The organism is Brevundimonas sp. A19_0 (assembly GCF_017744255.1).
In the GTDB taxonomy this organism is placed as follows: Bacteria; Pseudomonadota; Alphaproteobacteria; order Caulobacterales; family Caulobacteraceae; genus Brevundimonas.
Window position 1 is genome coordinate 1 of the sequence record NZ_JAGHQP010000021.1, and the last position, 14,166, is coordinate 14,166.

Consider the following 14,166-nt stretch of genomic DNA (forward strand, 5'->3'; position numbering starts at 1 on the left):
CGGCTTTGGAGGCGGTGGTGGCTTCGGCGGCGGGGGCGGCAGCTTCGGCGGCGGCGGCGCCTCGGGAGGCTGGTAATGCGCATCACCGAACAGGACCGCGCGCGCGTCAGACGGGCCATCGAGGAAGCCGAACAGGACACCTCGGGCGAAATCTTCTGCGTCATCGCGCAGCGCGTCTCGGCCTATCGCGAAGTCGGCCTGGCGTGGGCGGCGGCGGCGGCCATGATCCTGCCCCTGCTGCTGGTGCCGCTGGGGTTCAGCCCGGCCTGGCTGCCCGGCTATTCGGACGGCTGGCAGGCCGCGCAACTGGCCGCCGCGCCGGCCAACACGGCCCTGACACTGGCGGCCTACGGGCTGGTGCAGATCTGCGTCTTCGTCGTGGTGTTCCTGGCCCACGAACTGCCCCTTGTACGCCGCTGGACGACGCCGGCGGGGATCCGGCGGCACCGCGTCCGCAAGGCGGCCGTGCATCAGTTTCTGGCCCACGGAATCCATGCCACCTCGACCCGCACCGGCGTGCTGATCTTCTGCGCGCTGGAGGAGCATCGGGTCGAGGTCGTGGCCGACGAGGGCATCCGCAGCCAGGTCCCGCCCGAGACCTGGGGTCAGGTGGCCGCCGTTCTGATCCGCGAGATGAAGGCGCGTCGTCCCATAGAAGGGTTCGAGAAGGCGATCGCCCTCTGCGGGGAAATCCTGGAGCCCCACTTCCCCCCCGCTGCGGACAATCCGAACGAGCTGTCCGACCGGCTGGTCGAGCTGTGACGCCCCATAACGGCCCGATTGCCGACCCTTCGCCGCCTGTCTGCCCTGTCAGGACGACGGCATGACGCGGCTGATCACCTATAACGTCCACCGGTGCGTGGGCATGGACCGCAAGCTGGACCTCGACCGGGTCGCGGGCGTGATCGCCGAGTTCGAGCCCGACATTGTCTGCCTGCAGGAACTGGATGTCGGCCGGGCCCGCACGGGCGGGGTCGACCAGGCGGCAGAGATCGCCGGCAAGCTGGCCATGTCGGTCCACTTCCACCCGGCCATGCGGGTCGAGGCCGAGCTGTATGGCGATGCCATCCTGACCCATCTGCCCGAACAGCTGGTCAAGACCGACGCCCTGCCCTCGGTCGCGGGCATACCCGGGCTGGAGCCGCGCGGGGCGCTGTGGACCCGGATCGGCGTCGCGGGCCAGTGGGTCAATGTGCTGAATACCCATCTGGGCCTGGTGCCCCGCGAGCAGCGGCGGCAGGCCACCGCCCTGGTCGGGCGGGACTGGCTGGGACGCCGCGACTGCACCGGGCCGACCATCCTGACGGGGGATTTCAACGCCACCTCGATCACGCGTCCCTATCGCATTCTGGCGGGGCGGCTGGACGATGCGCAGCGGCGACTGGGCTTGAAGCCGTCGGTCAAGACCTTCCCGTCCAGTTTCCCGGCGATCCGCATCGACCACGCCTTCGTCAGCCCCGAGATCCGGGTGACCCAGGTGCGGTCTTCCTTCTCACCACTGGCGCGGATGGCCTCGGATCACCTGCCGTTGATTCTCGATTTCGAGGTGGAGCCGTCAGGGGACTGAATCGGGCGCTGCGTCGGACTGCGCCGCTTCCACGGGCGCCAGGCATCGGCGGTCGAGGAGGGATCCCCCAGCTGCCACTCGGCGATGAAGGCCTCGAGGCGCGAGGGCGGGTCCGCACCCAGCGGATTCATGCGGCCCTCGCTGAAGGTCTGGATGGCCTGCCCCACCGAACCGGTGACTTCCTCGGCCATGCGATAGGCCTCGGTCGGGGCGCCGATGAAGTGAGCGATGGAGGTCTGGCGCAGGCGGCGGATGGTCTGTTTCCCGTCTTCGGTGCCCGGCTCGACCGCCACGTCGCACTCGGTGTCAAAGCCCATGGAGCGGTTGTTGAGATTGGCCGAGCCGATGCGCAGCACCTGGTCATCGATCACGGTCACCTTGGCGTGCACGATCAGGCGCTGGCCGCCGACGGTCATCGGGCTGAAGGCGAAGAAGCGATTATGCCGGTCGGCCTGCTCCAGCCGGAAGAGGACCTCGGAGCGGGTGGTGTCCATGGTCCACTGGTCGAACCAGCTGGGGCTCTTGCCGGTCGAGATCAGCACCACCTCTGGCCCGTCGGGCTCCTCAAGACGCTCGGCCAGCGCCGCGGCGATGCGCGGTGAGGTGAAGTACTGGTTTTCAAAATAGATCAGCTTCTTCGCCGAACGTATTGATTCCAGATGGAGCGCCTCGATCTCCCTCACCTCGCGGCGTCCGGCCCAGCGGGGCTCGGTACGCGAGACCCCCATGGGCACGTCGTAGAGGTCGGGCTCGACGCCATCGGGCCAGGGATCGGTCTCGACATGGTCCGGCAGGGTCCGCTCCCAGGTCGCCCGAAACCAGCGCTCGCGGGCCAGATCGCCGAGGGCGCGGGCGGCGTCGCCGTCCATCACACACATGGTCTCATGCCGCGGGGGAGCGATCAGGCCGGACGGCATGCAGCGGCGCGGATCATCGTCCAGATGGTCGGGGTTGTCCCAGCGATCTGTGGCGACGTCGCCGCCCCCGGTGAAGGCCACGGCATCGTCGATCACGATCACCTTCTGATGGTGGCAGGCACCCAGGGGCCCCGGCTGGTCCAGCCGGAACTCGACCATGCGCTTGCGGAACCAGCCCTGGGCCCGGTGGGGGTAGAAGCCCTGCGATGCGGCGATCAGCAGCGGCGAGTTCCAGATCAACAGGCGGACATCCAGCTGGGGCCGCGTCTTGACCAGCATGCGCAGCTGGTGGCCGATCTGGGCCTGGTAGTCGTCGGGGCGGGTTTCCGGATCGAGGCGGGTGCGGGGATCGAACTGCCAGCCGAGGACGACGATCGACTTCTGCGCCTTGGCCAGCGACGAGGCGAGGGCTTCGAAATAGGCTTCATTGTCCATCAGGACGGCGAAACGCCCGGCGCGGGCTGTTTTCCAGCACAGGCCGGGGCGCTCGATCAGCGAGGCTGTGGCGGGTTCGGGCCGCCCTTCCCCGTCTGCGAACTGGCTCATGCCCCACCCGATGTGCCCGGCCGATGACCGCGATTCCCGTGTCCTGTCGCACACGCCGAACCGATCATGCGCGATTCTTGTTCTCCCGACGATTGTCCGGAGCGGCGATTTGGAGCATAAATGACCCTGTGTTGCCGTCGTTCCACGGCATCAGGGGGAGACTGGACCGCCAATGCAGGCCTTGATCGAAATGATCATCGGCTTCATCGCCATGATGGCGGCGGCGGCGCTTGCCCAATTTGGCGTCGAGTCGCGCGCCGAGCCCACGGCCCCGCAGGAAGTTCATCGCGTCACCGATTGTGACCGGCAGCCCGCGTCGACGGTGCTGGTGAGCGCGACCGCCAAGCGCGACTGCTGATCCATCCTCAGGCCCGGGACGGTTGACGCCCCGAACCGCTTTGCGCCTGCGCTCCGAGTCGTTAGGTTGCAGTTTCGAGGTCGCGCCGGGGGGCGCGACGCCCGCGTATCGAGCACACAGTCCATGAAATCCCGCCACCGGCCGCCGCTGAACCTGACCGCTCCGCAGGAGGATGCGGGGACGGACGCGCCCGAAGGCACGGACGCGGCGGTCGAGGCCGAGGCCGAGGTCACGCCCGAGCCCGAGCCGGCGCCCGAAAGCCGTGCCGAACGCCGCAAGCGCCGCCAGCGCGAGGAGGCCGAGGCGAAGGCCGCTGTCGCCGAAGCCGCGCGCGAAGAAGAGGCGGCAAAAACCGAGACCTCCCTGTCGATCCCCCAGTCCAAGGGCGAGGCAGCCCGCACCGACACCGCCCCCGACGACACCAGGGGGGACCTGGCGCCCATTCAGGCGGCGCTTCAGGCCGTGCCCGTCGAGACCGTCAGCGCGAGCGGCGGCTACTGGACCGCCGCGCTTGCCGCCCTGCTGTGGGCGGGGGGCGTCGGCGCCTGGGCTGCGTATGAAGCCGGGTTCGGCGCCGCGCCGATCGAGCCGCTGCGGCTGGCCTTCTATATTCTGGTCGCGCTGGCCCCTGCCGGACTGGCCTTCCTGCTGGCCCGGGCCGCGCATCAGTCGCGCCTGATCGCCGCCGAGACCCGCCGGGCGCGGGGCCTGTCCGAAGCCCTGCTGGCGCCGACGGCGCTGGCCGCGCACCAGACCGGCGCCGTTCTGGTGGGTCTGAAGCAGGACATCGATCAGGCCGCCCTCGCTGCCGAACGCGCGAGGCAGGACATGGCCGAGCTGCGCCAGTCGCTGGCCGAGGAAAGCCGCCTGTTGAACGAAGCCGCCGAGACCGCCAGCCGCACGGCCCGTCGTCTGGTCGAGAGCCTGTCGGGCGAACGCGACGCCATGGCCGGACTGGGGCAGACGCTGGAAGGTCAGGCCGCCCATGTGCTGGAGGTCGTGGACCGCCAGTCCCGGATGGTGGTCGAGGCCTCGGATCTGGCCCAGACCCAGTTGCGCGAGGCCGAAACGGCGCTGGCCGCCCGCGCCGCCGACATGGCCGCCGCCGCCGGCGAGGCCCAGGAAGCCGCCCGGGCCGCCGCCGACGATCTCGCGCGCCAGACCCTGCGGCTTGAGAACGCCGGCGCCGGCGTGGCTGAGCAGATCCAGTCGGTCGAGGAAGGGTTGGGCCAGCAGCGCGCCGCCCTGGTCACGGCCGCCTATGCCCTGCGCACCGATCAGGAGGATTTCTCGGCCCAGGTCGAGAGCCAGCGCGCCCAGCTGACCGAACAGCTGTCGCTGGTGCGCAGCAGCAGCACCGAGCTGACCGAGTCCACGACCATCGGCACCGAGGCCCTGCGCGATCTGGTCGAGGCGGCGGGCGACCAGTTCCGCGCCCTGATCGAGATGTCGCAACGCGAAGCCGACAATTTCGACAGCGCGACCAAGGTGTCGCTGGACCGGTTCGAGGCCCTGTCGGCCGACGCCCGCGACGCCCTGCTGGAGGAGACCCGCAAGGCGCTGGATATCCTGAAGGCCACCGCTGAGGAGAGCCGTCAGGCCGCGGCCGACGCCACCGAACAGGCCCAGCTGCGGGCCGACCGGCTGGGGGAGGCCGTGTTCGAGGCCTCGCAGAAGGCCGAGGCGGCCGCCGAGGCGCGCATCGACGGCGCCCGCAAGGTGGTCACCCATACGGCCGAGCTGGTCGACGAGGCGGGCGAGCGGGCTCTGCAGCGACTGGAAGCCACGATCGAACGCATGAACGCGGCCATGCAGCGGGTCGATGACGCGATCAGCGACCTCGACCAGCGCGCCGCCGACCTGCCGGAACAGGCGCGGGAGCGGGTCGAGGCGGTCCGCACCGCCGTGGAAGAAGGCCTGGCGGCGCTGTCGGAGGCGTCCCGCAAGGCGGCCGACGACACCGAGGCGCTGGATGCCGGCTTCCAGGAGCGGGTGAAGCGCAACTACGAAATGTTGACCGAGGCCGTGCGTCTGATGGGCGTGGTGTCGGGCGACAGCGGGCGGAACCGGCGTACGGCCCCCGACGCCCCGCCGGCGGCCGACGAGGCCCCTGCCCTGCGGCGCGCCCGGACCGAGCCGGAGGGCCGTGGCTTTGGCCTGCGCAACCGCGGCGAGGCGCGCAAGGACCGTCCCACTGACGACCGCATCGGCTGGAAGGACCTGATGGGGGACGACCGGGACGAGACCCCGATGGACCTCGACACCCCCGTCATGCCGCCCGAGGACACCGAAGTCCTGAATGCCCGCATGCTGGACTCCATCCGGCGCATGGGCGTCGACCCCAATGCCCTGCTGCCGCGCTCGCGCATCGAGGAGGCCGCCGAGGCCTTTGTCGCGCGGGATCCCGGCGGCGCCCGCCAGATCGTGCGGCGCGTGGCCCCCGCCGCCGTGCGCAGCGTGTCCCGCCGTGTGCTGAGCGACGCGGGCCTCAAGGCCGATGCCGAGGCCTATGTCCACAGCTGGTCCCGCATCGTGCGTGATCATGCGGCGAACGGCGATGCGGCGGCGGTGCTGAACCGTCTGGCCTCGGACGGGGGGCGCGCCTTCCTGCTGCTGGATGCGGCGGTCGGCGATCTCTCCTGACAGGAGAAACCGGCGTTACGGGCCGGTTTTGGGGTTGACGGGCGCGCCACGATAAAGACACGGTCCCCGCCGTCATACGTCCGTCACAGCGTTCCAGGTCCATGCTCGACACACCCGCCGATGCCCAGCCTGATTTGCGCCCGGGGCTGGTCCTGTGCGCCTATGAAGCCGACGTCGACTGGTCGGGAGAGGACTCACCCTCGACCGACTGGGCCCCGCCGGGCGCGCGCCTGATCCCGGTCGAGGCGGATGCCCCGGAGACCTTGGCGCGGACCCTGGTCGAGCGCCTGAAGGACCCCGCCTGCCGCGCGGCCCTGCTGATCGGTCGGGCCACCGGGGTCGACGAATTCCTGATCCAGACCCGGGCCGAGAACCGGGTCCTGAACGGCAAGGGACGGCTGGTCCCGACGGGCCCGGGCGTCGCGCGGGCCACGGCCCCGGCGCTGGAAATGGCCCAGACCCTGTCCGAGGCCGGCCTGAGCGCCCAGCTGTCGTCCGAACCCGGATCGGATACCGGAAACTATCTGCTGTACCGCGTGCTCAGTTCGCTGCCTGATGACCCGGAGGCCCCGCTGGTGGGCCTTCTGCGCGTTCCCGATGAAGGCGGTGCCGCCGTGACCCGCGCCATTCGTCTGGCGACGGAGGCCATGGCCCGTCACCTGTCACCCCTGCCCCGCCCCCGCGCGGCCTGAGCCCGGCGACAGCCGCGTCCGCACCGCCAGCGCCGCCACACCCCCGATCACCACCATCCCGGCCATCGCCAGATAGCCCCCGGCCCCATGCGCGTCGTAGAGCGGGCCGGACAGGACGGTGGCGATGCCGATCAGCACCCCGGCCGACAGGGTGGAGGACAGGGTCTGGGCCGCCGTCTGGGCATCCTCGGGTGCCAGTCGTTCAACGATCTCCACCCCGGCCAGATAGGTGGCGGCAAACGTCAGGGCGTGCAGGGCCTGCAGCGGCCACAACCAAGCCAGCGACGGACTGAAGGCCAGCGCTGTCCAGCGTACCACCCCGGCCGCCACGCCCAGCATCAGCATGGACCAGGGCCCGATCCCCAGCCGCCGGCGCCAGGGGTCCAGCCACCACATGAAGCCGATCTCGATGACGACGGAGGCCGCCCACAGGGCGCCGACCAGTCCGGTCGACAGGCCCTGGTTGGTCCAGAGGATGGCCGAAAAGCCATAGTAGAAGCCGTGGCTGGCCTGCACGGCGCCGATCGCCAGAATGGCCAGCATGAAGACCGGATCGGCGAGCAGGCGTCCGAGGCCCAGGAAGCGGTTGCGGCCCGTGGCCCGCCCGGCCGCACTGACCACCTCGTGCGGCAGGCCGAACGCCGCATAGAGCGCCATGGCCCCGCTGGCGATCACGATCCAGACGATGACCGCATCGACCGGAAGCCGCACCAGCAGCGCGCCCATGACCAGATTGGCCACGACAAAGGCCGCCGAACCGCAGCCCCGCGGAACCGAGAAGGAGAAGCCCTCGCGCCGCGCAAGGCGCAGGTTCAGCACATCGATCAGGGGGATGACGGCCGCCGTCGCCGTGGCTGCCACGAACCAGCAGAGCGTCCACAGCAGATAACCCTCGACCAGGGCAGCCAGGCCGTAGCCGGCCATGGCCACTGCCCCGAGGATGGCGATGGGGGTGCGCCGCGAGGCGAAGCCGTCGGCCCATACCGCGATCAGGGGCCCGGTCACGAACCGCGCCAGCATGGGTACCGCCAGCAGGGTCCCGATCTCGGCCCCGTCCAGTCCCAGGCTTTTGAGCCAGAGACCGGCGAATGGCAGGCTCACCCCGGTGACGCCGAAGAGCAACACATAGTGGAGGGCAAGGCGGATCGACGAAGTCATACGCGCTCCGATAGCAGACTCCGGCGATTCCGTGAGCTAGCTTGGCCTTATGAGACTGAATCGCCCCCTTGCGGTGACGGCCTGTGGCCTCGGCGCAATCTGTGTCGTTCTGGGAGCGTTCGCGGCGCATGGAGCCGGGCCGCAAGTGAAACCCCTGCTGACCACAGGGGCGCACTACGGCATGGTGCATGCCCTTCTCGCCTTGTTGGCGGCGGCATGGGCCGGCACGGCGCCTGTGCGCTGGGCCGGCTGGCTGGCGGTGATCGGCGGGGCCGTGTTCGCCGCCTCCCTCACCCTTGTGGGTATGGCCGGGCTGCGAGCCATGGGTGCCGTGGCGCCCGTCGGTGGCCTTCTGATGATTCTGTCCTGGCTCCTGTTTGCGTGGGGGGTGGTGCGGACCGCCTCACCCCCGTCCGATCTGTCCTGAACCGTAGAGTGAGTGCCCATGTCCTTTCCCAAGCCTGACGGCGAGCGTCGCGACCTGTTCCCCGAGATCGAGGCCTTCGCCACAGGGATGATGAAGACGCCGGACGGGCACGACATCTATTTCGAGGAGAGCGGCAATCCGCAGGGCAAGCCCGTGCTGGTGCTGCACGGCGGACCGGGGGGCGCGACCAGCCCCGGCATGCGCCGCTACTTCGATCCGGCGGTCTATCGCATCATCATGTTCGACCAGCGGGGCTGTGGCCAGTCGCGCCCCTATGCCTCGCTTGAGGACAACACCACCTGGACCCTGATTGAGGACATCGAGCGCCTGCGCGAGCGGTGTGGCGTCGACAAATGGGTGGTGTTCGGCGGTTCGTGGGGATCGACCCTGTCGCTGACCTATGCGGTCACCCATCCCGAGCGGGTCAAGGCGCTGGTGCTGCGCGGCATCTTCCTGCTGACGAAGAAGGAGCTGCACTGGTTCTACCAGGACGGCGCCTCGATGATCTTCCCGGATGCCTGGGAGCGATTCCTGGCCCCCATCCCCGAGGCCGAGCGCGACGACCTGATGGCCGCCTACCAGAAGCGCCTGACCGGCAATGATGAAGCCGCCAAGCGCGAATGCGCGGTCGCCTGGTCCAGCTGGGAGGGGGAGACCGTCAGTGTGCGCGGGCCTGACTCCCGCCCGGACAAATTCGCCGAGGCCGAGTTCGCCATCGCCTTTGCCCGGATCGAGAACCACTATTTCCGCAACGAGGGCTTCCTGCCTGAGGACGGCTGGCTGCTGAAGAAGATCGACCGCATCCGCCACATCCCGGGCTGGATCGCCCAGGGCCGGTTCGATGTGGTGACGCCGATGTCTGGCGCCTGGGCCCTGCACCGGGTCTGGCCGGAAGCGCGGCTGGAGGTGATCGGCGACGCGGGGCATGCCTCGACCGAGCCGGGCATCGTCGACAGTCTGGTACGGGCGACCGACTGGGCCGCCGGTCTGCCGGACTGAAACCCCGCGGCCTCTAGAACAGGCCGTGACCCTTGGGCAGTTCGACGTAGCGGTGGACGCGGGTGGCCATCACCAGCCCGAAGCCGATCATCACCGTCAGCATGACCGTGCCGCCGTTCGACATCAGCGGCATGGGCACGCCCACGACCGGGGCCAGGCCCATGACCATGGCGCCGTTGATCAGCACATAGAGGGCGAAGGTGGCGGTCACCCCGGCGGTCGCCAGCCGGCCGAAATGACTGTGGGACAGCGAGGCGATGCGCAGGGCGATCAGGATGACGCCCAGATAGCACAGCAGCATGCCGAACGAGCCGACGAAGCCGAATTCTTCAGACACGGCCGCGAAGATGAAGTCGGTGTGCCGCTCGGGCAGGAATTCCAGCTGGCTCTGGCTGCCCAGGCCGAAACCCTTGCCCAGCAGACCGCCTGAACCCATGGCGATCTTGGACTGCATGATCTGGTAGCCCTCGCCCGAAGGGTCGGCCTCGGGGTTGAGGAAGGTCAGCACGCGGTTCCGCTGATAGTCGTGCATCACGAACTGGATGAAGGGCCAGACGCCGGCCACGGCAGCGCCACCGGCGGCGACGATGACCTTCCAGCTGAGACCGGCAGCAAACATGATGGCCGCGCCCGTCAGGCCCAGCAGCATGGCACTGCCGAGGTCGGGCTGGTGGGCCACAAGGGCGAAGGGCGCCCCGATCAACATCACCGGGAAGATCAGCTTCCAGTGAAAGCGCGCCTCCTGGGCCGTCGCCCCGTGGTACCAGCGGGCCAGGGCGAGCACGAGAGCGATCTTCATGATCTCGGACGGCTGGATGCGGGTGACGCCCAGGTTCAGCCAGCGGGTGGCACCCATGGCCGTATAGCCCAGACCCGGTATCTCGATGGCCGCCAGCATCAGCAGCGCCAGGAAGTAGACCGGATAGGCCAGATGGAACCACCATTTCAGGTTCACCATCGACAGGCCCAGCATGATGACCAGACAGATGGCAAAGCGGATCAGGTGTTTGGCGGCCCACGGCTCCCACGACCCCTTGGCCACGGAATAGAGCATGGCCGCGCCCATGCCGGCGATGGCGCACAGCAGGACCAGCAGCCGCCAGTCGATCTGGGTAATCTTGACGCTCAGCCGGTCGCGCTCTCCGGGGCGGGTCAGGGCCGAGGCGGTCATTGAGGCTCCGACAGATAGGGCTGCGGACCGGTCTGGTCCTGCGGCGCGACCGGAGTGGGTTCGGCCGGCGTCGGCTCGGGCGCTGCAGCCGTGGGCTCGGGCGGCGGGGGCGCGGCGCCCTCGTCCTCGATCGGGGCGGCCTCGGGCTCGGGCGGCAGGGGCCGCTCGATGCGGGCGCGCATGTCGGGATCCTTGAGCAAGGCCACTCTCATGACCTCGCGCGCCTTGGGGGCGGCGTCAGCCGCGCCGCCCGCCGGCGCGTGCTGGATGATCAGCGCGATGGCATAGCGTGGCGCGTCGTGCGGCGCGAAGGCAACGAACAGGGCGTGGTCGCGGCGGCTCCAGACGGCATCACGCGGACCGCGCGACCCGCTGCCATAGCTGCGCGACTGGGCCGTACCGGTCTTGCCCGCCATCATGATGTCGCCCAAGCCGAGCTGGGACGCGCGGTAGGCGGTGCCGGTCACATCATTGGCCACGGCCGCCATGCCACCGCGCACAATGTCGAGGTGTTCGTCACTAAAGGGCAGGTCGGCGAACGTGGCGTCGGCATAGGGCTCGCCATCCACCGACTTGATCAGGCGCGGCAGCACCGATTTGCGCCCATTGGCGAGCCGGGAGGTCATCACCGCCAGTTGAAGGGCGTTCACCGATAGCTGGCCCTGACCAATGGCCACGTTGAGGGTCTCGCCGCGATTCCACTGGGGTTCATTCGGGCGGGCCTTGCGCACCCATTCCGTGGTGGGGACCAGGCCTTCGCTCTGGCCACTGATGCCGATCTCATAGGTGTGGTGGAAGCCGAGGTCCTCGGCGACCCGCGCGATCTGGTCGACGCCCGCCCGATTGCACAGGTGGTAGAAGTAGGTGTCGCACGAGTTCTTGATGGCATTGTGCATGTCCATCGCGCCGTGCCCGCCGCGCTTCCAGCACCGCCAGGTGTTGTTCCCGAAACGGTAGGAACCGGTGCACACCACGCGCTCGGTCGGATCGACCCCGGCCTCGAGCAAGGCCAACGCGGTGGTCATCTTGAAGGTCGAGCCCGGCGGGAAGGTGCCGTAGATCGCCTTGTCCAGCAGGGGGCGGCGCTCATAGTCCGCCCAGGCGCGATAGATGTCGCTGGGCACGCCCGACACGAACAGGTTCGGATCGAACGACGGCGCGGACACCATGCACAGGATGTCGCCGTTCCGGACATCCATCACGACACAGCCGCCCGACTCCTCGCCGAACACCTCGAGTGCCCGGTTCTGGATATCGGCGTCGAGGGTCAGGACCACTTCCTTGCCCGGAACGGCCGGGCGGGAGTTCTCGGGATCCTCGCCCACCACGCGGCCGCGTGCATCCACCTCGACCCGCTGGCCGCCGGCCTCACCCCGCAACTGTTCGTCGAGCGCGGCCTCGACGCCCTGACGGCCGATACGGAAGCCGGGGTTGTAGAGCAGCGGCGAGGGCTCCTCGCCCTTATCGCGGACGGCCTTGATGTCCCGGTCCGAAACCTTGGCGACATAGCCGACGACGTGGGCGAAGGCCCCGCCGTGCGGATAGAAGCGCGTCTCGTGCATGTCGGCCATCACGCCGGGCAGCTCATTGGCGTACAGGTTGACCTTGGCGAACTCTTCCCAGCTCAGGTCGCTCTTGACCGGCACGGGCGAGAAGCGCGGCGCGGCGTTCACATCACGGATGATGCCCCGGCGGCGCTCGAGCGTATCCGGGATCAGGCGCCCGAGCAGGTCGAGCGTCTGGTCCAGATCCTTGGTCTCGTCGCGAACCACCAGCACGCGGAAGCTGGGCCGGTTGCCGGCGATGATGACCCCGTCACGGTCGCGGATGATGCCGCGCGGCGGCGGTACCAGCCGGAAGTTGAACTGATTGGCGGTGGCGAGCGTCGTATATTCCTGGGCCTGCACGACCTGCAGCTGACCCAGGCGCGCAGTCAGGCCCAGCACGCCCAGTCCGGTCAGTCCACCCAGCACGAAGGTGCGCCGCAGGAACGAGCCCTGCCGCTCATTGACGTCCGAAAAGAAGATCGAGGGTTCGCTGCTCATCGAAACCGCACATCGCCATCGTCGAACCGCTGGATCAGTCGATCCGCCAGCGGGAAGATCAGGAGCGTCGGCACCACCTGTCCCAGCAGGGCCAGAAGGCTCGGCGCCCGCTTGGCGTCGATTGTAACAATGACATACGCCAGAAAGAAGGCCCCCAGGACGGCCACCGTGTACCAGACGAAGAGGACGCGGGTTTCCTGGCCGATCAGGAAATTCCGCGCGAGCAAGATGGCCGCATAAATGCACAGCAGGACCAGCCCCCACAGGCCCTGCGGCGTGTAGAGCAGCAGGTCGAGCATCAGGCCGAGGACGAACAGGGCCAGCGGTGCCAGGATCGACGGCCGGATCAGCGGCCAGGCAAAGGCCAGAACCATGGGAATGACCGGCTCGGGCAGGCTGAGCCCGAACAGGGTCACGGGCGTGGCGAGGATCAGGGTCGCAAGGATCGCCAGCAGCGAGGGATAGACGATCCACTGCAGGGGGCCGACCACGCGAACGGCGACGGGGCGTCTCACTCGGTTTCGCCTGCAGGGGGCTGGGCAGGCGTGGCGGCGGGCTGGGCCGCACCGGCCTGGGCATTCTGGCGGCGGGTGACGCTGTCGGTGATGGCGGCCGCCTCGGTCGCGGACGGCGCAGGCGCCGTGTCCAGCGCGGCCAGCGGCGGGGCGTTGAGCTCTTCCGCATCGACCAGCTGGCCGAAGTCCTCGAACTTCAGAACCTTGACGAAGTCGATGGCGCCGCGGTCGCTGAACAGCTTGACCCGCCAGGACCCGTCGATGCCGCGCGCCACCACCCCGATCGGCACGCCACGCGGAATGCCGCCGCCGTCGCCCGAGGTCAGCACCCGGTCGCCGACCTCGACCGAATCCGTGCCCCGCACATATTCCAGCCGGGGATTGCCGCTGCCGTCCCCGCTCAGCATGGCCCGGGCATCGGTGCGGTCGATCAGTACCGGAATGCGGCTGGACACATCGGTGACCAGCAGGACGCGGCTGACCCGCGACGAGGTGCCGACCACCCGGCCGACCAGACCGTGCTCGTTGATGACCGGATTGCCGATGCGAACGCCCTGGCCTGTGCCGACATCAATGAGGCGCGAGCGGGCGAAGGGCCCGCGCGACTCGGAAATCGACCGCGCGGTCTGGGTCGGGACCGGGGGCTCGACCCGTATGCCGAGCATGGCCTCATACCGGCTGTTGATGTTCTGAAGCGCGATATTGGCGTCGGCCACGGCCTGCAGCTCGGCCACCTGTGCCTTCAGGCGACGGTTCTCGGACACGGCGAAGAAATAGTCGCCGACGTAGTCGCTGGCGGCACCCACCCAGCGAACGGGCGCGGCGAGCACACCGCCGACTCCGCCCGAAACCTGATCGCTGGCGCCGCGGACGGCGCTCTGGGCCTCCGGATCGCCCCGGCGCTGGCTGATCAACAGGAAGGCCGAAAGGGCCAGCACCACGAGCACAGTCAGGCCCGCCGTCCAGATCAGCGGAACCTTCAGATTTTCGAACGGTCCGTCGCGAAACGCCACGGCGCCCCTTGCATTCAGAGGGTTGGTGTCAACCGGTCCCGTGGGGCCGGCGGGCGAATCCGCCCGTGAACTCAGGCTATCGCAGAATCAGCGCAGCTTGAAAACCGCTGATGTC

At 69.1% G+C, this 14,166-nt stretch carries 13 protein-coding genes; 7 read left to right on the plus strand and 6 right to left on the minus strand.

Annotated features, from left to right (window positions below; genetic code table 11):
* Positions 1-75: 75 nt before the first annotated feature.
* Positions 76-762 carry a TPM domain-containing protein gene (locus J7346_RS13570; RefSeq protein ID WP_245157883.1) on the plus strand — a complete coding sequence of 229 codons (687 nt, stop codon included), beginning with the start codon at positions 76-78 and terminating at the stop codon, positions 760-762.
* A gap of 61 nt (positions 763-823) precedes the next feature.
* Entirely contained in the window at positions 824-1,567 is a 744-nt protein-coding gene (locus tag J7346_RS13575) for an endonuclease/exonuclease/phosphatase family protein (protein ID WP_209120508.1), read from the plus strand.
* Here the strand turns inward: J7346_RS13575 and J7346_RS13580 are convergent.
* A complete protein-coding gene (locus J7346_RS13580; protein ID WP_245157884.1) occupies positions 1,519-3,030 on the minus strand; it encodes a phospholipase D-like domain-containing protein in 1,512 nt (503 codons plus the stop codon). The genes J7346_RS13575 and J7346_RS13580 overlap by 49 nt on opposite strands.
* Positions 3,031-3,202: 172 nt before the next feature.
* On the opposite strand from J7346_RS13580, the gene J7346_RS13585 reads away from it, so the two are divergent.
* From J7346_RS13585 to J7346_RS13595, 3 genes are all read left to right on the plus strand, one after another.
* Positions 3,203-3,388 (plus strand): hypothetical protein, encoded by a 186-nt coding sequence (locus tag J7346_RS13585; protein ID WP_209120509.1) that lies wholly within the window; start codon positions 3,203-3,205, stop codon positions 3,386-3,388.
* Positions 3,389-3,511: 123 nt separating this feature from the next.
* Positions 3,512-6,031, plus strand: coding sequence for a tipN (locus tag J7346_RS13590; RefSeq protein ID WP_209120510.1), 2,520 nt, complete (start codon positions 3,512-3,514; stop codon positions 6,029-6,031).
* A 101-nt stretch (positions 6,032-6,132) separates the two neighbouring features.
* Positions 6,133-6,723 carry a hypothetical protein gene (locus tag J7346_RS13595; protein ID WP_209120511.1) on the plus strand — a complete coding sequence of 197 codons (591 nt, stop codon included), beginning with the start codon at positions 6,133-6,135 and terminating at the stop codon, positions 6,721-6,723.
* On the opposite strand, the gene J7346_RS13600 is transcribed toward J7346_RS13595, so the two are convergent.
* The gene (locus J7346_RS13600; RefSeq protein ID WP_209120512.1) at positions 6,694-7,881 is read right to left on the minus strand and encodes an MFS transporter; all 1,188 of its coding nucleotides are present in this window, start codon (positions 7,879-7,881) and stop codon (positions 6,694-6,696) included. The genes J7346_RS13595 and J7346_RS13600 overlap by 30 nt on opposite strands.
* Before the next feature lie 49 nt (positions 7,882-7,930).
* Here J7346_RS13600 and J7346_RS13605 point away from each other — a divergent pair, with 49 nt between their 5' ends.
* Together J7346_RS13605 and pip are read left to right on the plus strand one after the other, a co-directional pair.
* Complete coding sequence (locus J7346_RS13605; protein WP_209120513.1) at positions 7,931-8,308, plus strand: DUF423 domain-containing protein; 378 nt, start codon at positions 7,931-7,933, stop codon at positions 8,306-8,308.
* An 18-nt stretch (positions 8,309-8,326) separates the two neighbouring features.
* A complete protein-coding gene (gene pip / locus J7346_RS13610) occupies positions 8,327-9,307 on the plus strand; it encodes a prolyl aminopeptidase (protein ID WP_209120514.1) in 981 nt (326 codons plus the stop codon).
* A 13-nt stretch (positions 9,308-9,320) separates the two neighbouring features.
* Here the strand turns inward: pip and rodA are convergent, their stop codons facing one another.
* From rodA to mreC, 4 genes are read right to left on the minus strand one after another with little or no spacing between them, the layout of a single operon-like run.
* Positions 9,321-10,478 (minus strand): rod shape-determining protein RodA, encoded by a 1,158-nt coding sequence (rodA, locus tag J7346_RS13615; RefSeq protein ID WP_209120515.1) that lies wholly within the window; start codon positions 10,476-10,478, stop codon positions 9,321-9,323.
* Positions 10,475-12,523 carry a penicillin-binding protein 2 gene (mrdA, locus tag J7346_RS13620; RefSeq protein ID WP_209120516.1) on the minus strand — a complete coding sequence of 683 codons (2,049 nt, stop codon included), beginning with the start codon at positions 12,521-12,523 and terminating at the stop codon, positions 10,475-10,477. Before mrdA ends, rodA begins: the two co-directional genes overlap by 4 nt.
* Positions 12,520-13,038 carry a hypothetical protein gene (locus J7346_RS13625; RefSeq protein WP_348521513.1) on the minus strand — a complete coding sequence of 173 codons (519 nt, stop codon included), beginning with the start codon at positions 13,036-13,038 and terminating at the stop codon, positions 12,520-12,522. Before J7346_RS13625 ends, mrdA begins: the two co-directional genes overlap by 4 nt.
* Positions 13,035-14,051, minus strand: coding sequence for a rod shape-determining protein MreC (gene mreC, locus J7346_RS13630; RefSeq protein WP_209120517.1), 1,017 nt, complete (start codon positions 14,049-14,051; stop codon positions 13,035-13,037). The genes J7346_RS13625 and mreC overlap by 4 nt, the downstream gene beginning before the upstream one ends.
* Positions 14,052-14,166: the final 115 nt, after the last annotated feature.